A 20,616-nucleotide genomic window follows, 5' to 3' on the forward strand; every position below is an offset into this window, starting at 1 on the left:
ACGGGCCTGTAGCTCAGGTGGTTAGAGCGCACCCCTGATAAGGGTGAGGTCGTTGGTTCAAGTCCATTCAGGCCCACCATTGAATTTTTATATACAGATGGGGTGTTAGCTCAGCTGGGAGAGCACCTGCTTTGCACGCAGGGGGTCAGGAGTTCGATCCTCCTACGCTCCACCATGGAAAATAAAACGTTGAGAAATCAACGTTTTTTTATTTTTATTAGCCTATCGTCAACGCTTGGGCCAAACAAAGACAGATTCCTTTGCTTTATAGAAACGCTATTTTTTAACTCCTCTCTGATACAAAGATCTGCCATAACTTCTTAAAGAATCAAAATAATTAATTACGAAATGCATGATTGTTCTTCATTCAGAAACTGGATATATATCTTTGTTGTTCAACTTGTCAGATCTGCATTTTTTTATTCATAAATACATATTAAATACATATTTTTTCTGCATCTCTTTAGTCGTAGCAATAAAAAAACCATAACACATATTCAGCTGTTATGGTCATGGATTTCAATTTAAAATTCATTTTCTATTTACGTATTTATTCATAATTTGTCTGCAAAGTTCAGCGCAGGAATCAATGCCGTTTTCAAAATACTATTTTGATGGTACGATTTCTAACCAATATCCGTCTGGATCTTCAATAAAATAAATACCCATTTCTTTATTTTCAAAACAAATGCAGCCCATTTCCTCATGTTTTTTATGTGCAGCCGCAAAATCATCTGTTTCAAATGCCAAATGGAATTCACACTCTCCAAGGTCATATGCTTGTGGATGATCCTTTAACCAGGTGAGTTCTAATTCAAAATCGCTCTCTTCGTTCTTGACGTAAACGATCGTAAAACTGTCATTTGTGATCCTTCTGCTTTCCTTTAATCCCAGTGCTTCTTCATAAAATTTTAAAGAAGCTGATAAATCACTGACATTATAATTTTCATGAATCATTTTAAAACGCATCAATTATTCTCCTCTCTCTATTTGTTGAATTAATAAAAACCACGCCAAAATTGTAAAGCTCCAATAAAATGGGACACTTATAAATAACCACACTATAGGTAGGATTCTCTGTATTTCATAGGAGGCATACCTTTTAATTTCTTTTGTGGTCTTTGATGATTATAGAAGTAGATATAATCATCAACTTTCTTAATAAGATCATCAAAGGTATTTGGGATATTGTTATTAAGTTCTAAGCATTCAGATTTAAGATGAGAAAAGAAATTTTCACAACAGGCATTATCATAACAATTCGCTTTTCTTGAATGTGATATTGTAACTCCATAACTATCAAGATATTTGATATATATGATATTTGTATACTGGAAACCTTGATCGCTATGGATGATGCATTCAATTGTTGGATTCCATATCTTATCATTGATGATCTCTTTTATATTGTTCATAACGATATTCATATCGTTAAATTTAGATATTTTATATGCTAAAATAGAATTGTCATAAAGATCTTTAATAACGGAAATATACATACGACCTTTTTGACAATAGATATAGCTTACGTCAGTAACTAACTTTTCTAAAGGACGTGAAGCTTTAAAGTTTCTAGCGAGGACATTATCACAAACTGTTCTTGCTTTTTTGTCTTTTTCTTGAATCGTACAGCATTTAAACTTTTTCTTCCTGATAGGTGAGGATAAACCTAATATCTTCATATAACGATAAACAGTCTTTTCATTATAAATGACACCAGTATCTAAAGCTATTTTCATTGTTATATAACGATATCCTTTATAAGATTCATAAAATATCATTTCTATCTGATCGGCTAAGAAATCATCAAATGAATACCTTATAGGCCTGCCTATATTTAACCAACGATAATATCCACTACTTGATACTTTAAGATAATTACATAATCTTCTAACTGGATATTTATCTTTTAAATCATAAACTATCGAATATCTTAGTGCTCTCCGTATATTTTGCGGAGAGCCTTCGCTTTTTTTAATATTTCGTTCTCCATCTTAAGATATTCTAGCTGTTCATCTTTGGTCATATAATCAAGATTTATTTTCTTAGATCTACCTTTATATACTCCATCTTTTTTACCTAAGCGTCTGCCATCATCTTTAAGTAATTCTGGATTTTGTTTATATAGTCTTATCCAATTTCTTAAGGTTCTATTATCTTTGATACCATATATTTTGCATATGCTGCGTAATCCACCATATTCATCACTTAGATAATCTTCTACTGCTTTAGTTTTTAACTCTGGAGTATATTTATTAAATTTTGTACTCTTTTTAGCCATGATAAAAGCCCCTTTCTATTAGAGTCATGTGTGGTTTTATTATACATGTCTATTATAACTGGGGCTTTACATAGCACGTGGTTTTTTATTTCGCATCTTCGATGCTCAACTGACTGAAGTCATCTATTCATATTTCTATGAATAGTACAATAAAAAACTCGAACATAGTTCGAGTTTAGAAACTAAATGGTGGAACGCTTTCCTCAATGGTCGAACCCTCGGTATTATTATCTCTTTTTAATGCTTTATTGATTGATTTAATAGGTATATCATTAATGCTTAATTGTTTATTGCTGCCGTTTAGGATGATATTGAAATGATCATCATATAAATATACTGAATGAACGAAGATATTGATCAAAGATCTTTTCTTATTCAGATCATCGATCGGTTTACCGGAAATATGTCTTAAAAAGGCATAGATCTGATCCTCGCTTAAGTTGATCTTTTTACTTTCTTCGATAACCAATTGCTTTTCTATTTCGTCTTTTTCGCTCTGGCGATCATTTAGACGGTTCAATATGAGTTCAGTTGCTGTTCCTGATTCAATAGCTTTAAAAAGATTATTGATAGCTATGTCGATATCTTTAAGCTTTTTCTTTAGATCTTTGATGATATAGCTTTCTTTAGTATTACTACATTCTTGAGTGATCCTTTGAGCGATATAGGAAATACTTTCTTTATCTAAGAGTTTCAGACATTCTTTAACTACTAAGTTTTCAATATAGTCTTTATTGATGACTTTTTTATCGCATTCTTTTTTACGAGCTTTCTTGCAGATATAATAGCGATAAGTCTTACCAAGTTTACCTGTGCCGCCATACCCAATCATCATTTCCTTACAATGGCCACAAAATAACTTTGTGGTTAAGATATATTCTTCTTTAGCCCGATTATGAGCCCTTGCATTTTTGTTTTTATTCATTCTATCTTGCACCTTATAAAATAAATCATCATCTAATATTCTTGGCATGCCATCTTTGGTTTCTTGATCCTTATATAAGTAATAACCAATATAGCGCTTATTGCTCAAAATACGATTCAAGCTGTTTTTAGAAAAGGCATTGCCTTTTGAAGTTTTGATTTGCCGTCTTTGAAGATCATCAACGATCTCATTTTTCGTTTCGCCTCTGGCATATCTTTCGTAGATCTCTTTTACGATCTTTGCTTCATCTTCATCGACATAAAACTTACGATCTTTATCAACTTTATAACCAAGCCCGGGATTAGGTCCTGTTGATAGGCATTTCTCGGCGTTGATATTCATACCTCTTCTTATCTTTTGTGATAATTCGGCTGAATAATATTCAGCCATTGATTCGAGTACACCTTCCATCAAAACACCAGAGGCATCATCAGAGATATTTTCTTTAGCTGATATGACCTTAACACCGTTCTTTTTAAGTCTTGATTTATAGATGGCACTATCAATACGATTTCTGGCAAAACGATCTAATTGATAAACAAGCACCCCATCAAAGATATGTTTATCGCTGTCGCTGATCATTTTTTGAAATTCGATTCGCTGTGTTGTCTTAGCACTTTGGGCTCTATCAATGTATTCGCCTATGACGATATAGTCATGGGCTTTGGCATATTCATAGCAGACCTTTAATTGTCCTTCGATGGATTGTTCACTCTGGCTATGACTGGAAAAACGGGCATAGATAACTACACGCATAGGCCTCCTCCTTTCTTTAAATCATTATTAGATGAAAATATCTAGTTTGTCATTTGTGTCATTTACAGCCTTGAAAACTATTTGATGATTTATCTTTATCATCTTGGTATTTATCAAAGTATTCTTGACCCTCTTTAGAGTTATAAAAGGCAATGATCTCATCTTTAAGACATAAAGCTAAGGCATCCAAGATCTCTTGGGGCAAGGTAATCTTTTCTTGTTTAGTATCATTCATTACCTATCCCTGCCTTTTTGTCTTTCTAAATACCTTTGATAATAAGCACAAGCTTTAATGATGAAGTCTTCAAGTTCTTTATGAGAACTGGCTTTAGGACGATATGCTTTGATCTTATCAACAGGTAGCTTTAAAACTTCTTTTTGATTGCCTTTTGCTTCGCTTAATATTTCATAGATCTTATCTCTATCAAGTAAGCCGTCTTTAGAATAAGTTTTCAATCTTTGAGCTTGTGATAATGAAGGTGATGAATCTTCATAATAGATCTCTTCATAGACTATGAATTGTTCGTCCTCTTTTAGATAAGATAATTCGACCGCCGGTGTGATAGCGATCCTTTTATCATCGACCATTTTTAATAATTCAGGAATAAGATAAGTTAAGCGGATATAGCGGTGTAGGGTTTCTTTACCTATGCCAAGTTGATTGGCTACAAAGGAATCATTTCTTTGTGTCCCAAGTTGGGACAAAGTTAATTCATCTTTATTTTGTTTTCTAAAAGCTTTCAGTTTCATCTTGTAGGCATAAGCCTTTTCGCTTGGTAAGATGTTCTCTCTTTTTAGGTTTGAATCAACCATCATAATGATCGCCTCTTCATCGCTTAAGTTTTTAACAATCACCGGCACTTCATTTATTCCTAATCCTTTTAAGGCATCAAGCCTTCTGTGTCCTGAGATAACTTCATATTTACCACCCGAAAGAACAGGTCTTACAATCAGCGGTTCAATAATCTGATTGGATTTGATACTAGTCATAAGTTCTTCTTTTTCTTCGCCATCTCTTAACTTAAAGGGATGATCTTTAAAGGGAATTAGATCCTTGATATTGACGCTTTGGATTATTTCACTCATATTTACCTATATCTATAATTATTACTTAATACACATTTTTTCGACTGGTAAAGTGCAGTATTACTCTATCGTTATTAGTAGGTTCTAAATGCACGATATTTAAAGATCTGAAACTTAGACTTCTAATCTTTTGATATAGATGATACTGGGTTTACCTTGGCCTTGTCTTTTACGCTTGATAAGATGAGCCTTTTCTAGTTCTTTAAATAATCTGATTGCCTTATCATGACCAATATTCAATCTTTGCATGACTTCTTTAATGGTGAAGTAGATATATAAGCGATAACCATGATCATACCAGCCGTTCTTATTAGACAGGCTAAGACGATCATATAAAAGCGTATAAAGCAGTTTTGACTCATTTGATATATCTTTATACCTTTCATTAAATAAAGCTTTAGGGAACTTATAAAAGCTAAATTCATCTTTATCATTCAAGCGATAATAATCATTCATCATTTTTGATGGATCTTATAATTATAAGTGCGGTCAATATCTTCGATTACTTGGTTTACATTCTTAAATAATTCAGATGTCGCATCTAAATCTTTTAAACGATGATAATAGGGTATTTCAAAAATATCAGCAAGTTTTTTAGCTACATCCTCAAGTGGTTTCATAATTTCATAGAATCTATCATCTGGCTTCTCACAAGGGCGATAACCTAAGATAAGTTCTCTGATTAAAACCGATTCCTTTAGACCCGTTTTTTGGGCATCGCTTTTTAGCTTTTGATCTTCTTCTTTACTTAGCCATACTCTTTTAGGTACATTTCTTTTACGCATTTTAAATTCCTCCTATTCTTAGAAGAGGCAATCTCTTCACATAAACGGACAAAACATAAAGAAATGCACACCTTATCCCTTAGCTTGTCCACTATTTGGAAGAAATAAAAATAAGCCCCTTCACTTGTATGGACAGAAAGAGGGCAAAACGTAAGGTGATTTTTGAAAAAGGTTTTAAATTATTAGTTATCTATGGTTTAACAGATTGATTAATATGACACAAAATGATATCATTATATCTAGATATAATGATATCATTTAAAGGAAAAATACATATGATGAAAGAAGATAAATCCAAACGAACACAACAAATACAATTCCGTATGAATCCTTGTAAATTAAAAGAATTAAAAGCATTGATAGCTTATGACGATGAAACACATAGTATGGCTGATTTATTTAACAAAGCCGCAGATGAGTATATTAAAAAACGTAATAAAAAAATAAAAAACAGAGGAGAGAAAGAAAATGGATAGACACGAGATGATAGAAAGAGTTGGAAAAGAATATTTTACATACAACATTGAGAATGGAGAATTTAGTTACGTTCAAGAAGCTGGCTCTAGATATCTTTTAGATAGTGCTGTAGGTTTTCGTCCTCTTCACTTCAAACTTGATTTGCGATTTGAAAAAGATGATGTAGTTGTTTTGATAGAAACAAAGCAACAATTTACCGAGAAGGATGAAAAACAACTTAATGATTATTTAAAAGCCGAAAAGGCTCTGCATAAGAATAAAAAGATTATTGCTATACTAGCTAATACTAGCAATGACAAAATAAAGGTCTGGAAAGACTATGTTGATGATGATCATTTGCTGCCGAACGAAACTGTTCTAGATAAAATGGATCATTACATAAATCTTTTTAAAATCAATAAGCAAAATGACAGAGAAAAAGTATTAAAGAATACATATGATCTTAATGAATTGCTTCATAAAATGGATATTGATGAACGTTTGCGGAGCCAGTTTGTCGGCACTTCTTTGCTATATTTAAAAGAATTGATTAAGAAATTAGGTGCCACGAAAATAGACGGTGATTTAAAACAAACTTTAGATGATATATGGAAAGTTATGGATGGCAAACAATTACGTGCTGCTATAGAATCCACGTTGGATAGTTTACTAGATGGTTCGGATAATAAAGCTAAGAAAATTGAATTGCTTCAGAAAAACGTATTAAATGATCAGAAAGTTAGAAAACTAGACATTAACAATTGGATTAAGATTCTCGATACAATATTAATGGACATTTATCAATATATTGATACAAACAGTTCGGAAGGCCAAGATATTCTAAATTTATTCTTTATTGCATTCAATAAATACACAGGTAAAGCTGATAAAAATCAAGCTTTTACTCCAGATCATATAACAGAATTTATGTGTCGGTTAACAGAAGTTGATAGGAACAAACGTGTTTTAGATATTACTTGTGGAAGTGGATCTTTCCTTGTTCAAGCTATGGTTAAAGAGTTAGCGGACTGTAGTAGAGACACAACAGAAGATGAGGCTAGAAAATTACAAGAAATTGTCAAAAAGGAGCATATTTTTGGAGTTGAAGTCGAAGAAAAAGCTTATGGTCTTTCTACCACAAATATGCTTATTCACGGTGATGGCAACTCAAATATTAAGTTTGGAAGCTGTTTTGATTGCGAAGAATTTATTAAAAGTGCTGATCCAGATATCGTATTAATGAATCCGCCTTATAACGCAAAACCGATTGGCATTCCTGAAAATTACAAAAGAAATTGGGGCAAAGCAAAAGAAGGAAAAGAAGATCCAACAAAAGGATTAGTTTTTATCCATTATTTGTCGGATGTAGTTGAAGATATTAATAAAGAAAGAGAAAAAACAAATAAGCCAAGGAAAACTGTTAAACTTGCAGTATTATTACCTGTCTCTGCTGCGATTGGAACAAGTGCTATTATCGAAAATGAAAAATCGGAAATGTTGTCAAAAAATACTCTTGAAGCAGTGTTTACACTTCCCAACGAAATATTCTATCCAGGAGCATCTGCTTGTGCGTGTTGTATGTTATTTACACTAGGCAAACCCCACACAAAAATTGACGGAACTGTAAATGAAACATTCTTTGGCTATTGTAAAGATGATGGATTTAAAAAGAAAAAGAATCTTGGAAGAATAGAACAATTTGATGAAAACAATAATTCCATATGGAAAACAATTGAGGAAGAGTGGCTATATTTGTTTAATAACAAAAAGGCTATAGATGGCAAATCAGCAACTGCTGTTGTTGATGGCAAATCCGAATGGTTATGTGAAGCGTATATGAAAACTGATTATTCAAAATTAACAGAAAAAGACTTTCAGCAGACCATAAATGATTATCTTTCATATCTTGTGAAGGAGGGACATATTTATGAATCTTAATACTGAAAACTGGAAAGAGTTTTTATTAGCTGACTATTTTGATATAGTGGCTGGAAAATATCATTATCCTAGCGAATATGATACAGGCGATACGCCATATATTTCTGCGTCAAACGAAAACAACGGTGTTGCTCAAAAAATAGACTTGGTGGCAGATTTTCGCGGTAATTGTATAGTCACCGGCAAGGTAGGTTGTACCGCTTTTTATCAACCGAATGACTTTTGCGCAACAAGTGATGTTAATGTTTTTTATCCTAAGTTTGAATTAAATGAAAAAATCGGTTTATTTATCGTTACTGTCATAAATTTCAATGAAAATTATAAATGGGGTTATGGCCGTCAATGTAGAGTTGGAGATAGCAAAGAGATAGTTATAAAACTGCCTGCAACTGCCGATAACACCCCTGATTGGGTATTTATGGAGGAATACATAAAATCACTAAACCATAAGCCGTTATCAACAAGCAACCGGGGGGGGTGCGCATCACCTATACTTGGTGTTGAAGCTTGGAAGTCATTTAGACTTAACGAATTATTTGATATTAAATATGGTATTAATATGGAATTAAACACCTGTGTAGAAACAGACTTTGATGACCCGGAAGGAATTAATTTTGTTTCGCGAACAGAATCTAATAACGGAATTAGTGCACGAGTAAAGATAGTTGAAGGAAAAACACCGCAACCTGCAGGAATAATTACTTGCGCAGGTGGTGGTAGTGTTCTTTCTACATTTCTTCAAGAAGAACCGTTCTATAGTGGAAGAGATTTATACTTGCTTATCCCATTGAAACCAATGAGCAGACTTTCAAAATTATTTTGCATAACTGTAATTAAAGCTAACAAATATCGCTATAGTTACGGAAGACAGGCAAATACTACATTACCTTTTTTAGAATTAAAATTACCAGCAACAGAAGACGGTCATCCGGATTTTAGTTTTATGGAAAACTATATGAAGTCTTTACCATACGGAGACAGAATATTTTAATAGGGTTTTAGGGATTATCCCTAACGAGTACCGTTTATACGATCTAGGAGTATAATCGGTCTGCTCGCTAAGATAAGGGAATGTTACCCCCATAATAAAAAAGTGGCATACAATGATATGTTTTCTAAATAAACTTACATATCATGACTGTCGCTTTTCTTTTAAATATTAGCGATAGATCACTTCATTTAAGACAATTTCTATAACTCTTTCTTTGATATTATTCATTAGTTTTATCCATTTTATTGGATCATTTGTTTTAAGATTTTCATTGATATTTTCTTGCTTAGATAATGATTCAATTAGCGATTCATATCTCTGTTTGGCTTCATCTTCTACCAGTTTTATCTGATGAATGAGTCTTTGAGATGTTAGTAAACGATAGTAATAAGCTTTATGATTTTCTTTAAGATATGCTTTATGTCTTCTTCCAAAGAATCCTATATCATAGTTTTTTTCTTGTCTTAATCTTAATAAAGGAAGATCATAATCACCTATTCTTTTGTATTCAATAGCTTTCATTTTTTCCTCCATTTCCCCGCGCCTAAAGTCGCGCGGACACAAATATTTCATCAATAAATCCCACATGCTTTATTTTCGTGTTACCCTATAAGAGAGGTGGTATACTACAGAGCACGTGGAGGTGAGTAGGAATTCTACTCAATTGAATATCCTGTATTTTTATAAGTTGCCGTCATCATATCAAGCACAAATAAGTAGGACTTTGAGCCTGGACACTTATGATTGTTCAATCAACTGTTGTCGATTCGCTTTGATGACAGTCAATGCCACCTCTCCTTTTGTATGAAAGGAGCTTTTTTATATGGCAATGAAAATCGTTCGTTTCAACTGCTGTGGCATGGATGTTCACAAAGATCTGGTCGTCGCTACTATTGGTATCACCGATAGACAGTCGAACATCACAGAATATTTCCAACAATCTTTTTCCACTTTAAACTCGGACCTATATCGTTTAAAGGATTGGCTGAATTCTTATCACTGTTGTGATGTCTGCATGGAATCTACCGGTAAATACTGGATCCCTATCTTCAACATTCTTGAAGGTGAGATCAATGTCCATTTAACTCATCCCAAGTATGTCAAAGCCATCAAAGGCAAAAAAACTGATAAGAAAGATTCCAAATGGATCTGTGATCTCTTCAAACATGATCTGATCAAATTCTCGTTTATCCCTCCAAAAGAAATCCGAGAACTGCGTGAGATCGCCCGTTACCGATACAAGCTGGTCTGCATGCGTTCTTCAGAACGGAATCGTTATCAGAACTGTATGACCGTTTCCAATATCGGATTAGCTTCTGTTGTCTCCGATCCTTTTGGCAAGACAGCTTCCAATATCATGAAAGAAGTCATGAAGCCAAACGTGATTGATGATGACAAGATCTTAAAACTCATTCACAAAAATTGTAAGAACAAAGATAAGATACTAGACTCCCTTCACGGCTATCACATCGAAGCGGATCAACGATTCAAGATGGAAAAATCATTGAATCATATGGAGTACTTGGATCAACTCATCAATTCATGTGAAGCAGAATTGGTCAAGCGGGCTTATCCTTTACGCGAATCTTTCCAGCATATCACACAAATAAAAGGAATTAGTTCCTTATCGGCCATTCTGATCATCTCTGAAATAGGAATCGATATGTCTCAGTTTGAATCCGACAAACAACTTGTCAGTTGGGCTGGACTTTCTCCTGCCAACAACGAAAGTGCCGGCAAGAAAAAGTCAGTTCGTATCTCCAAAGCTGGACAATATCTCAAACCACTGCTTGTCCAATGTGCTTTATCGACCATCAAAGATAAGACATCTTATTTTGGAAGAAAGTATTCCAATATCAAGAAACGACGTGGTCACAAGAAAGCCATCATTGCGATCGCACGCATGATGTTGGTCAGTATCTATCACATGATCCTAACAGGCGAAGTATTTCAACCAACGGATTATGAATCCTTCATGAATCCACGATCCGATACCAAACAATCACTAACAGTTGAAGAAGCATTAAACTTTTTGAAACAATCCGGCATTGATATATCTTCTATTCAAATCAACTTATAAATTTTTTCGATATTTTTACTACTTATTTTTAAGTCGGCTTTTTTTTACAGTTTTATTCACACTTGCTTACCTCCTAGCCTTACTATAGATAAAATTAAGGAAATAAGCGAGGGTGTAAATGACAGCATCAAAAATATTTATCAAAAATAGTACGAACTTTATTGATAGCTATTTCATAATCTTCGTAGGTAGTTACTCCAGATTGTTCGCCATTAACATTTTCGACTGGAGCTTCAAATCTATATGCAAAGGATAGTTTACCAATATAACAATCTTGTAGGCCGTTTTCAGAGTATAAAAGATTTTCTATCTCACCATAAATAGGATGATTTTTTAAAATGATATATTCTTTTTCGTAGGCAAGTATTATTTTGCGATATTTTTTATCTACGAAGCTTTCTAATTTTTCTAGCACGGAATCACTATCGTAGTCATTGCCATATTTATTTTTAAGTTTATCAGAGATTTCGAACCAGTAATTATTAAAACCATCTGTATGTAAAAATTCATGCAAAAAGTTTATTATTTCGCCAAATATTCTTCTTGCTGCTTCAATTTGCAATGTATCAAAATATCCTTTATTTTCCATTTTTATATCCTCCCTCATTAATAACATATAGTTTTTGATAGATAAGCAAGACGCTATTGACCTGATCTGTTCTAAAGTTGATGGACCATTAGAAGCAAATCTCCAATTGTGCACACTCTCTTTTGACACACCGGTTTTGTCGGCAATTATTTCTTCGAGATCTTGAACTTTTAGTTTCTGCTCACTTTTAAAACTGTCAAATGCCTTTTTAAATTTAGTTGAACTAAAAATATAATTTCCACCTTTTATCTCGAATATAGTAAAGTTCTTGCTTTTCATGGCTTCTCCTTTCATCTATACTTTATCAACGAGAAAGATGATTCACAAGTTAGAGTTAGAATCTAACTAAATAAAAAATCGCTATCTCTAGCGATCTATGTAAAGTTGAACCCTTACTGCAAACCCTCCAGGGAAGAAGTAAGTGTTCGACCAATACCCGTATGGTGGAGCGTAGGAGGATCGAACTCCTGACCCCCTGCGTGCAAAGCAGGTGCTCTCCCAGCTGAGCTAACACCCCATCAGCAGTATTAATAATAACTGATGGTTTTCTACTTTGTCAAGCAAAATTTAAAGTAGTTCTACTTTCTACGATAAATAAAAGGTACGTTCTTTAGTTCGATCCCTATCATCTGCTCTCCTTGGTTAGTTTTGTTAATGAACCAAAGCACTTCATTTTCCAAACTGTCAAAACGTATCTGTGTTGCTGGATAACGATCATGTAATTTTTCTTTTAATGACATGATCTGTGACGGATAAAGCAACTGATCCAAAATATGAAGATATTCAACAAAATCCTCACTGGTATGCACTTGTTCACATAGGATATCTGGTTGGAAAGATGTTTCCTGTCGATGTTCATTGAGCAGCAGAACAAAACGTTTTGCGGCATCATAATATAACATCGGATGCGCATAAATACTATCGCTCTTACATTTAGGACAATGAAATCGAAAATAACTGCCTTCATACAGCTTTTCTTTCAACCGGTCATCAAAGGAAGCAACCACATACGTTTCTTTTTTCAATATGGTCGTATAACCACAAAAAGGACAACGAACAGGTACTAACCTACTTTTCATTTGTTGCTATGCAAGTGCTCGTGTAGCGTTCTTTAACCATGCTTTTTCTTCTTCATTTAGATATGGTGATACTTTGGCATAGACCTCTGCATGATAGTCATTCAGCCATTTCTTCTCATATTGTGTCAGCAGGCTTCCTTCTACACCATCCAGATCGATCGGTACGAAGGTGATCGTCTCTAAATACATGAACTGTCCGTATTCATTCTTTTCTCCTTTGCGTACCACTGTCTCGTTTTCATGCCGGATTCCGTATTTCCCTTCCAGATATACGCCTGGTTCATCGCTCTGCACCATTCCTTCTTCCAGTACACAGCTGTCATTTCTCTCCGGCACGATCTTCCATCTGAAGCCGTTCGGTGCTTCATGCACATTCAATACATGGCCGATGCCATGCCCCGTTCCGCATTGATAATCCAGATCCATATCCCAGATCGGTCCTCGCGCCAGGATATCCAGATTCATTCCTCGACATCCATACAGAAAACGCGCTTTTGCCAATGCGATCATGGACCGCAGCGCACTCGTAAAGTGATAACGGCATTCCTCGCTGATCTCTCCTAATACAAATGTACGCGTGATATCGGTCGTTCCTTCGTAATACTGTCCTCCGCTGTCTACCAACAGCATGCCTTCCGGCTGCAGCTCTGCATCTGTTTGCGGCGTAGCACTATAGTGCATCATCGCTGCATGTTCTTTATAAGCTGCAATTGTATTAAAGCTAGGCTCAATGAACAGATCCTGTTCCTGACGGAACTTCAATAATTTGTCTGCAGCTGACATCTCTGTGATTTTTTCTTTTCCTACCCGTGTCTTCAGCCAGTACATAAATTTTGTCATCGCCACTGCATCCCGGATATGACAACGGCGGATGTTCTCCAATTCGATCGGATTCTTCTTCGCCTTCATCAACACGATCGGATTTGCGGCATTGATGATCTTCGTCCCTGCCGGCAATGAGGATACGATCTTATAGTTCGTATTTGCTTTATCTAGCAATACCGTGCTCTCTTTCGACAGCTTCTTTACATCTTCATAGATTTCTTCATACCCTTTGACCTCGACCCCGATCTTCGCAAAGCTCTCCTTCAGATCTTCGCTCAGCCGTTCTCCATTCATGTACAGGCATGCTTTCTCTTCCTGGATGATCGCATAGCTCAATGCGACCGGGAAACATGGTATATCATTTGCACGCATGTTCAACAGCCATGCAATATCATCCACTCTGGTGATGATATGCGTATCGGCTCCTGCTTCTTTCATCGCCCGGCGCACTTCCGCCAATTTCTCTTCTGCGCTTTTTCCGCTGTATTTCTCTGCCAGTTCGAAGGTCTTGCTGGCCGGCAATGCCGGACGATCTTCCCAGATCTCTCCTACCAGATCCACATCACAGCTGATCGTGACATCTTTTTCTTTCAGCACGCTTTGCAATTTTTCCACCATGGCTGTATTCATCACACGGCCGTCAAATCCCAATACAGCATGTGCAGGCAGCACTTCTTTTAAGTATTCTTCGATCGTAGGCACACCTTCATTGCCCATCTTCATCAGATCGATCCCGCTGCCTTCCAGCTGCTTTGCGGCCTGGATGAAGTATCGTCCATCTGTCCACAGTTTTCCCTGATCTGCTGTAAAAACACAGGTTCCCGCAGATCCGCTGAATCCGCTCATGAATGCCCGTGCTTTAAAATAATCACACACATATTCTGTTTCGTGAAAATCTGCTGTCGGTACGATATACGCATCGATATGATGCTGTTCCATCTGTTCGCGAAGCAGCTCCACTCTTTTTGTTATTTCGCTCACAATGATTGCCCCTCTTTCTCTGTTTTTATTATTATACATCGAACTGGGCAAAATACAATCTCTATCATTCGGATATGAAATGTTTTAAAGAGTGTTTATTTTGGTTCTCTTTTCCTTTTACACAGCATGATGATGAACAAACTGCTGATGATGCCAAGACCGCTATAGACGAAAACCGTCTCTTTTTTAGCACCGGTTTTGATACGCTTGATGATCGGCTGATTTTCAAAAGTAACGGTATACACATTCCCTGTTTTCGCATCAGGACCTTCCACAACTATTTTTTTGATTTCATTGCTCAATAAATAGCCATCCGGCTCTTTCGTTTCTTTTATGTAATACGTACCATAAGATAAATCAGAAAAAGTAACATTTCCTGTTTGCACATCTGCATGTTCTCGCTGCAAGACTTGTGTACAATTCGCATCTGCATACAGCGTAAATTCAAAATCTTTATCTTTGATACGTGTCTGGTGAACTGCATCTATTTTTTCAACAATGATCTTTGCAAGCGGCTGATTTTGCATCGTAATCAGCAACGGTTCATTCTGTACTTCCGGTACCTGAAAAGTCATATCTTTTGCCAGCATATAACCCTCAGCTGCTTTCAGCTCTTTCAGAATATATGTTTTTCCTCCTGTCAATCCTTCGATCTTATGTGGTTTTGTTCCAGATGTCCATTCTTCGATGACCTTTCCGTCTTGATTGCACACTGCCAATGTATTTCCGCTCAGGGCGTCTTCTTTTTCATCTACTTTTTGAATATACACTTGTGTCAATGCATCCTTCATTTGCACTTTTTGTATCTCTTCTTTATCCTCTACGACAAATGTTACTTTTTCAGATAAAGCATAGCCCTCTGGAGCCAGGGTCTCAATCAATGTATAGGTTTCTCCCGCATGCAGACCTTCCATAATATATGGTTGTCCATCCGAGATCCATCGTTCAACACATTGTCCATTCTGATCGTTGATCTGTAAATGTGCTCCTGATAATTCTTTTTCTCCTGTTATATCTGTTTTTGAAACCTGTATTTTCGTTTTTTCATTTGGCAGTTCGAACTGGACAGTATACATCTCATTTTGATTTTCCTTATAAGGCGTATCAAACAAATAATGTGTTGTTGTTCCGCTGATATAGCCTTTAGGGGCTTTGATCTCCTGTATATACCACAAAGCATTTTTATTGCCGACCTGATGGATTCCGTTTGCATCCAACTGATCGATATATTCTTCCTCCTCTTCTTGATATGTCAAATGCAATGGCAAATCAATTTCAAAAACAGCACGTCCGTCTTTGTCTGTCACCATAGTCGCAATCACTTGATCAGGCCATAAGATCACCTCACCATCGTAATTATAAATTTTTTGATTTGTATTCAAAGATATTTCGGCACCTGGCAATTTTTCTTTTGTATCTGCATCAACCTTGACAGCAGCTGCTTCCACCTTTTGACGCTCGTTAAATAAAGTAATGGAATCAGATAATACGACAGAATTTTCTTGTCCTTGATAAGTCAACGACACATTTATTTTTTCTTCATTTCGTATATATCCTTTAGGTACGCTTTTTTCATATATTTCATATTCTCCCAAAGGGAGCTCTTTGGAAATTCCTTTTCCATCTTGATCTGTCGTGATCGTATCTGCCACACTTCCTTTAGGATATAACACTGTGCCGTCATGACTAGGATCCATGATATCTTCTTTTGCAACGACTTCCGCACACATGCCTTCCAATCCTCTTTCTTCATATAGAAAGCGGCCGTCTGCAAATCCGGTTAATACTTCTCCGCGTTTTTCGATCTGAATCTGTCCTTTCACTGGTTGATCGCTCATCTTTACCGTGATCACAGGAGTGGAACCATCCGGCAAAGTTTCATAAGCTGTATTGCTAGATACTTTGAATTTTACCGGCTCTGGATTCAACACATAGCCATTGGGTGCTTTGATTTCTTCAATCTGGTATTCTCCCGCCTGCAATACATCACCAGTCATTACCGTTCCATCTTCTGTTGTCGACCATTCCGTCACATAGCTTGGCAATGGATTCCATGACCAGTATCCTACATATTCATTTGTCGACAAATTGCGTATCTTAAAAGCAGCTCCTTTTATTTTGATCGTTTTCCCTGTTTCTGCATCCACTTTGATTATTTGAATTGCTGCTTGAAAACGTTCATCATCAAATATGCGCCATGGCTGCGGTTGTCTGTTATCTTCATTGATCACCACCGTAAAATCATCCACTGCGTAATGCTCATCTGGTATTTTCGTTTCTCGCACAACATATGTTCCATAAGGTAATTCATCCGATACGGCATATCCTTTTTCATCTGTTACAAGTATACTGGCTTCTTTGCCTTCTGCGTTTTTAGCAATTGGTGCATCTTCCCAGCTTCCATATTGATCGATATCTTTTTGTGCTTTGATCGTAAACTCGACACCCTCTAGAGGATCTGCTTCTCCATTTCCATCATCAGAAACTTTGATGATCTGAAATGCCTGTGCTTTTACTCTTTCTTTCACGATCTGATTGACCGTTACAGTTGATGTTGTTTGTCCTTGATAATCTAAAACGACATCATACTCCGTTTCATCAAGTGTATAACCTTCGCTGGCTTTTATTTCTTTTAAATAATATTTTCCTAAGTATAGATCTGAAATACTTGCTTTGCGTTGATCGTTGATCGTCAATTCAGAAATGAGTTCATCTGCATGATAGATAATGGACTGATCCGCAGGATCTACGATATTCTCTCTGGCATATAGTCCATACTTTGCGCCAACAAGCGTAGCTTCTCCCTGCGCAGTTTCACCTGTTGCGCTGTCCTGTTTTTCCAAGCGGATCGTACCTCGTACTCGTTCATCGACACCGGTAATTTCGATTTTTTGTTCATTTTCACTGATCGTTACCGGATATTTTGTGTCATTTAAGATATAGCTATCTGGTGCAATGACTTCTTTTACATAATAGTCACCAAAACGAAGATAATCGCTGGATGCATACCCATTAGCTAAAGTAGTGATTCTGGCAACCTCTTGATTCGTATTTGCATCGTAAACGGCATACACTGCACCAGCTACTCGTTTTCCAGAATCTGCATCCGTTTTACGGATCAATACTTTTCCCTTTTTCCAATTGTTCTGTGCGGTATAAGCAGCCGTTTGATTTGCCTGCACGGTTACTTGATGTATAGCAGAATCCAGCACTAAATGATCAGGAACAGCTGTTTCCTGTACATAATAGGTTGCCGGCGGCAGATCATTGATCGTTACCGTGCCATCCTTTCCTGTGGTATACGTACCGATCGGATCGCTCATATCGCTGTTTGCAGAAACCTTAAAAGAAGTATTCGAAACAAATGTTCCATCTTCATCCTGTTTCGTGATTTTCAATGTACCGTATTGGTTGATTTTCAAATGCAGGCAAAAAGATCGTGGATCTGATTGTTTCAATACTACCACATTTTGCGAATCGGCAGAGGTATACAACATGGAAGTTCCTGTATACTCTTTTGGTATCAACTGGTAATATAGATCCACTTCTTCCGGTGCATCTTTGGTTGCTGTCACACGTAAGGTATTTCCCGATTTTGTCAGTTGCAGTCCTTGATCATCCGATGCCAAATGATAATATTGAAAAACTCCATTCGTATCTTTTAACGTGATCGTTTCTCCGACATCCATCTCTGCGCTCTGTTCTTGAAAAGATGGCAAAGCAGAGTAAAGCTGCTTGATTTTATTTTGAATTTCTTTTTTCTTCACCTCATAATCCTTTAATGAAGTGGAATGGATGGTTGTCCCTAGCAGCTCCCATATCATAAATTGAGCAGTCACATAATCCATCTCCGTTTGCTTCGATAACACCCATCCAACATATGCGATATGTTCCATTTCTTTCTTCTGTGCATTCGTGAATTTTTTAGCAGCATAACTGGCTTCCTCATTTACGATCAACTCTGGCTGCACGCAGAACGCTATTGCGCCGTCTGCAGAAAGAATGCCCATTTTGTTCCATGTGCCCGTTATTCCATTTGCACTTGTAAAATGTATAGTAGTATCAAACAATTTTTCACAGGTTACTTTGGATGATGCATGGATCGTTGGAATTTGCAACATAGTAGAAAAAAGTAAACAGACAAGTGCAATGACAGATATTTTTTTTCGATACTTTCTTTTCATTCTGACCTCCTTTTTCATCTTTCTTAACTCATTTGTCAAACTTCTTACTTTCATTTATTCCTCCATTCAATCGAATCAATCGTTCTACTCTTCCCTTATACGAAAAAAAGACAGGATGCCCTGTCTTTTTAAAATGAATTATAAAAAAACCGTCCTACAAGACGGTTTGCTATTTTTTATGGCTGGGGTACTTGGATTCGAACCAAGGAAATGCCAGATTCAGAGTCTGGTGCCTTACCGCTTGGCTATACCCCAATGACTAACGGAACGTGTATAATTTTATACGAAAAGAAGCCCGTTTGTCAATAGTTTTTGTAAAAATCACGTTTTTATATTAAAAAATAAACAAATCCAATTCCTTGCAGGACAGCAGCCATCGCAACGAATATATGCCAGACGACATGTGCATATGGAAACGGCTTTTTAGCATAAATGAATGCACCTATACTGTAAGCAACCCCTCCTGCAGCAACCAGCACCAAAAATGTAACAGAAACTTTCTGCAATAATTCGGGCAGCAAAAGAAGAACGCTCCATCCCATGCCCAGATATAATAACAGCGACAAGCGTGAATTTTTCTTTTTTGCAAAAATCTTATAAAAGATTCCAATCACTACCATGCCCCACTGAAACAACAGCAAAGCGATCTGCCAAAATCCCTGCATGACACATAAAACAGCGGGCGTATAACTTCCTGCGATAGCTAAATAAATACAGATATGATCTAAAACATGAAAAATCTGTTTTCCTTTTGTCTCCGGCAGCATTGCATGATAAAACGTGGATGCTGCAAACATCAAGATCATGCAGCAAAAAAAGATCAAGATACCGATACCAAATACCTCGTTTTCCTGCCAGGCATTTGGAACAGCAACAAACATCCAGCATAGAAAGACCAAGATCATACATCCATGCGTGATCACATTCCATCGTTCTTCTTTATTCAACTGTTGATTTTCTTTAATCATCATATACATTATGCTGAATTTCGTCATGCAGACGGACTAACAGCTCCTCCTGTTTGATGGATCGATAATCTTCATACGGAATAGGTTTTCCATAAATCACCTTGATCGTCCGCAAAGTATTGTCAGGCTCATCTAATACATAACAATGTTGTAAAGTTATCGGCACGATAGCTGCTTTTCCCATATAAGCAGGCTGCAAGGAGCCCATTTTAAACGTATGCATCTTGTCGCCTTTGGAACGTGTTCCCTCTGGAAAAATCAATAAATTTTGTCCCTTTTTTAAGCGTCTTGCACTTTCCCGAAGCATATGTACATTGCCTTCTCTTGTTTCTCTATCAAAATGGATCGTACCGATCATCAAAGCTAAACGTCCCAATAAAGGAATTTTTTCATTCTCTTTTTTGGAAATAAAAGCGAAAGGCAAAGGACAGGTAGCAACGATAGGTGCCGGATCCAATGTTCCTTGATGATTGGATACAAAGAAAATCGGCCCCTGTTTCGGCAAGTTTTCTATACCATCGCAAAGCAGTTCATAGCCTAAAGCACGAATTGCTTTTCTTGCATACTTTTGCAAGACCGCATAATTTTTATTCCAATCTTCCAGATGGCAGCGACGTGCATACAGCCACGCACCCGGTAAAAGGTATGCTACTTTTCCTATTTGTAATGGTGTCACTAAAATCACATTCCTT

The 20,616-nt window shown here is 36.4% G+C and carries 19 protein-coding genes and 4 tRNA genes; 6 read left to right on the top strand and 17 right to left on the bottom strand.

What is annotated here, in order from left to right; genetic code table 11:
• The first annotated feature begins 2 nt into the window (after positions 1-2).
• Positions 3-79: transfer RNA gene (locus BQ9859_RS09110), tRNA-Ile, on the top strand.
• A 20-nt stretch (positions 80-99) separates the two neighbouring features.
• Positions 100-175, top strand: a tRNA-Ala gene (locus BQ9859_RS09115).
• Positions 176-606: 431 nt separating this feature from the next.
• On the opposite strand, the gene BQ9859_RS09120 is transcribed toward BQ9859_RS09115, so the two are convergent.
• From BQ9859_RS09120 to BQ9859_RS09150, 8 genes are all read right to left on the bottom strand, one after another.
• Positions 607-969: a VOC family protein gene (locus BQ9859_RS09120; RefSeq protein ID WP_075877870.1), complete on the bottom strand. Its 363-nt coding sequence runs from the start codon at positions 967-969 to the stop codon at positions 607-609.
• Positions 970-1,061: 92 nt separating this feature from the next.
• Positions 1,062-1,979 carry an IS3 family transposase gene (locus BQ9859_RS09125; RefSeq protein WP_143404394.1) on the bottom strand — a complete coding sequence of 306 codons (918 nt, stop codon included), beginning with the start codon at positions 1,977-1,979 and terminating at the stop codon, positions 1,062-1,064.
• Positions 1,934-2,281: a helix-turn-helix domain-containing protein gene (locus BQ9859_RS09130; protein ID WP_075877515.1), complete on the bottom strand. Its 348-nt coding sequence runs from the start codon at positions 2,279-2,281 to the stop codon at positions 1,934-1,936. The genes BQ9859_RS09125 and BQ9859_RS09130 overlap by 46 nt, the downstream gene beginning before the upstream one ends.
• 175 nt (positions 2,282-2,456) lie before the next feature.
• Complete coding sequence (locus tag BQ9859_RS09135) at positions 2,457-3,962, bottom strand: recombinase family protein (protein ID WP_075877871.1); 1,506 nt, start codon at positions 3,960-3,962, stop codon at positions 2,457-2,459.
• A 58-nt stretch (positions 3,963-4,020) separates the two neighbouring features.
• Positions 4,021-4,197, bottom strand: coding sequence for a hypothetical protein (locus BQ9859_RS12465; protein ID WP_154666062.1), 177 nt, complete (start codon positions 4,195-4,197; stop codon positions 4,021-4,023).
• Complete coding sequence (locus BQ9859_RS09140; protein WP_075877872.1) at positions 4,197-5,048, bottom strand: ParB/RepB/Spo0J family partition protein; 852 nt, start codon at positions 5,046-5,048, stop codon at positions 4,197-4,199. Before BQ9859_RS09140 ends, BQ9859_RS12465 begins: the two co-directional genes overlap by 1 nt.
• A 114-nt stretch (positions 5,049-5,162) precedes the next feature.
• The gene (locus BQ9859_RS09145) at positions 5,163-5,507 is read right to left on the bottom strand and encodes a replication initiator protein A (RefSeq protein WP_075877873.1); all 345 of its coding nucleotides are present in this window, start codon (positions 5,505-5,507) and stop codon (positions 5,163-5,165) included.
• A complete protein-coding gene (locus BQ9859_RS09150) occupies positions 5,504-5,833 on the bottom strand; it encodes a plasmid mobilization protein (protein ID WP_075877874.1) in 330 nt (109 codons plus the stop codon). The genes BQ9859_RS09145 and BQ9859_RS09150 overlap by 4 nt, the downstream gene beginning before the upstream one ends.
• Before the next feature lie 275 nt (positions 5,834-6,108).
• Between BQ9859_RS09150 and BQ9859_RS09155 the strand changes: the two genes are divergently transcribed.
• From BQ9859_RS09155 to BQ9859_RS09165, 3 genes are read left to right on the top strand one after another with little or no spacing between them, the layout of a single operon-like run.
• Entirely contained in the window at positions 6,109-6,309 is a 201-nt protein-coding gene (locus BQ9859_RS09155; RefSeq protein WP_075877875.1) for a hypothetical protein, read from the top strand.
• Positions 6,302-8,227 carry an HsdM family class I SAM-dependent methyltransferase gene (locus BQ9859_RS09160; RefSeq protein WP_075877876.1) on the top strand — a complete coding sequence of 642 codons (1,926 nt, stop codon included), beginning with the start codon at positions 6,302-6,304 and terminating at the stop codon, positions 8,225-8,227. The genes BQ9859_RS09155 and BQ9859_RS09160 overlap by 8 nt, the downstream gene beginning before the upstream one ends.
• Positions 8,217-9,218 carry a restriction endonuclease subunit S gene (locus BQ9859_RS09165; protein WP_075877877.1) on the top strand — a complete coding sequence of 334 codons (1,002 nt, stop codon included), beginning with the start codon at positions 8,217-8,219 and terminating at the stop codon, positions 9,216-9,218. The genes BQ9859_RS09160 and BQ9859_RS09165 overlap by 11 nt, the downstream gene beginning before the upstream one ends.
• 168 nt (positions 9,219-9,386) lie before the next feature.
• Here the strand turns inward: BQ9859_RS09165 and BQ9859_RS09170 are convergent, their stop codons facing one another.
• Positions 9,387-9,740: a TnpV protein gene (locus BQ9859_RS09170; protein ID WP_075877878.1), complete on the bottom strand. Its 354-nt coding sequence runs from the start codon at positions 9,738-9,740 to the stop codon at positions 9,387-9,389.
• Between the two features lie 301 nt (positions 9,741-10,041).
• On the opposite strand from BQ9859_RS09170, the gene BQ9859_RS09175 reads away from it, so the two are divergent.
• Positions 10,042-11,298 carry an IS110 family RNA-guided transposase gene (locus tag BQ9859_RS09175; protein WP_075876486.1) on the top strand — a complete coding sequence of 419 codons (1,257 nt, stop codon included), beginning with the start codon at positions 10,042-10,044 and terminating at the stop codon, positions 11,296-11,298.
• Between the two features lie 127 nt (positions 11,299-11,425).
• Here the strand turns inward: BQ9859_RS09175 and BQ9859_RS09180 are convergent, their stop codons facing one another.
• The 8 genes from BQ9859_RS09180 to BQ9859_RS09215 all read right to left on the bottom strand — a co-directional run bounded on the left by BQ9859_RS09180 (position 11,426) and on the right by BQ9859_RS09215 (position 20,609).
• On the bottom strand, positions 11,426-12,166 hold the full coding sequence (locus BQ9859_RS09180; protein ID WP_075877879.1) for a hypothetical protein: 741 nt from the start codon (positions 12,164-12,166) through the stop codon (positions 11,426-11,428).
• Positions 12,167-12,328: 162 nt separating this feature from the next.
• Positions 12,329-12,404, bottom strand: a tRNA-Ala gene (locus tag BQ9859_RS09185).
• A 61-nt stretch (positions 12,405-12,465) separates the two neighbouring features.
• Positions 12,466-12,966, bottom strand: a complete 501-nt coding sequence (locus tag BQ9859_RS09190) for a CpXC domain-containing protein (RefSeq protein WP_075877880.1) — start codon at positions 12,964-12,966, stop codon at positions 12,466-12,468.
• Between the two features lie 6 nt (positions 12,967-12,972).
• Positions 12,973-14,772, bottom strand: a complete 1,800-nt coding sequence (locus BQ9859_RS09195) for an aminopeptidase P family protein (RefSeq protein ID WP_268874601.1) — start codon at positions 14,770-14,772, stop codon at positions 12,973-12,975.
• Positions 14,773-14,867: 95 nt separating this feature from the next.
• Complete coding sequence (locus tag BQ9859_RS09200) at positions 14,868-19,010, bottom strand: MSCRAMM family protein (RefSeq protein ID WP_143404410.1); 4,143 nt, start codon at positions 19,008-19,010, stop codon at positions 14,868-14,870.
• Between the two features lie 125 nt (positions 19,011-19,135).
• Positions 19,136-19,211: transfer RNA gene (locus BQ9859_RS09205), tRNA-Gln, on the bottom strand.
• Between the two features lie 74 nt (positions 19,212-19,285).
• Positions 19,286-19,927: a PAQR family membrane homeostasis protein TrhA gene (gene trhA, locus BQ9859_RS09210; protein ID WP_161941293.1), complete on the bottom strand. Its 642-nt coding sequence runs from the start codon at positions 19,925-19,927 to the stop codon at positions 19,286-19,288.
• Positions 19,917-20,609 (bottom strand): lysophospholipid acyltransferase family protein, encoded by a 693-nt coding sequence (locus BQ9859_RS09215; RefSeq protein WP_083662821.1) that lies wholly within the window; start codon positions 20,607-20,609, stop codon positions 19,917-19,919. Before BQ9859_RS09215 ends, trhA begins: the two co-directional genes overlap by 11 nt.
• Between the last annotated feature and the right edge of the window lie 7 nt (positions 20,610-20,616).

The sequence above is a fragment of the Merdibacter massiliensis genome, assembly GCF_900155395.1.
GTDB classification, from domain to species: Bacteria; Bacillota_I; Bacilli_A; order Erysipelotrichales; family Erysipelotrichaceae; genus Merdibacter; species Merdibacter massiliensis.

Bases quoted from the DNA above. Each gene is read 5' to 3' on its own strand.
- BQ9859_RS09200 (WP_143404410.1), bottom strand. From the start codon at position 19,010: ATGAAAGTAAGAAGTTTGACAAATGAGTTAAGAAAGATGAAAAAGGAG.
- BQ9859_RS09165 (WP_075877877.1), top strand. From the start codon at position 8,217: ATGAATCTTAATACTGAAAACTGGAAAGAGTTTTTATTAGCTGACTAT.
- BQ9859_RS09150 (WP_075877874.1), bottom strand. From the start codon at position 5,833: ATGCGTAAAAGAAATGTACCTAAAAGAGTATGGCTAAGTAAAGAAGAA.
- BQ9859_RS09180 (WP_075877879.1), bottom strand. From the start codon at position 12,166: ATGAAAAGCAAGAACTTTACTATATTCGAGATAAAAGGTGGAAATTAT.
- BQ9859_RS09190 (WP_075877880.1), bottom strand. From the start codon at position 12,966: ATGAAAAGTAGGTTAGTACCTGTTCGTTGTCCTTTTTGTGGTTATACG.
- BQ9859_RS09120 (WP_075877870.1), bottom strand. From the start codon at position 969: ATGCGTTTTAAAATGATTCATGAAAATTATAATGTCAGTGATTTATCA.
- BQ9859_RS09135 (WP_075877871.1), bottom strand. From the start codon at position 3,962: ATGCGTGTAGTTATCTATGCCCGTTTTTCCAGTCATAGCCAGAGTGAA.
- BQ9859_RS09140 (WP_075877872.1), bottom strand. From the start codon at position 5,048: ATGAGTGAAATAATCCAAAGCGTCAATATCAAGGATCTAATTCCCTTT.
- BQ9859_RS12465 (WP_154666062.1), bottom strand. From the start codon at position 4,197: ATGAATGATACTAAACAAGAAAAGATTACCTTGCCCCAAGAGATCTTG.
- BQ9859_RS09155 (WP_075877875.1), top strand. From the start codon at position 6,109: ATGATGAAAGAAGATAAATCCAAACGAACACAACAAATACAATTCCGT.
- BQ9859_RS09160 (WP_075877876.1), top strand. From the start codon at position 6,302: ATGGATAGACACGAGATGATAGAAAGAGTTGGAAAAGAATATTTTACA.
- trhA (WP_161941293.1), bottom strand. From the start codon at position 19,927: ATGATGATTAAAGAAAATCAACAGTTGAATAAAGAAGAACGATGGAAT.
- BQ9859_RS09145 (WP_075877873.1), bottom strand. From the start codon at position 5,507: ATGATGAATGATTATTATCGCTTGAATGATAAAGATGAATTTAGCTTT.
- BQ9859_RS09170 (WP_075877878.1), bottom strand. From the start codon at position 9,740: ATGAAAGCTATTGAATACAAAAGAATAGGTGATTATGATCTTCCTTTA.
- BQ9859_RS09175 (WP_075876486.1), top strand. From the start codon at position 10,042: ATGGCAATGAAAATCGTTCGTTTCAACTGCTGTGGCATGGATGTTCAC.
- BQ9859_RS09130 (WP_075877515.1), bottom strand. From the start codon at position 2,281: ATGGCTAAAAAGAGTACAAAATTTAATAAATATACTCCAGAGTTAAAA.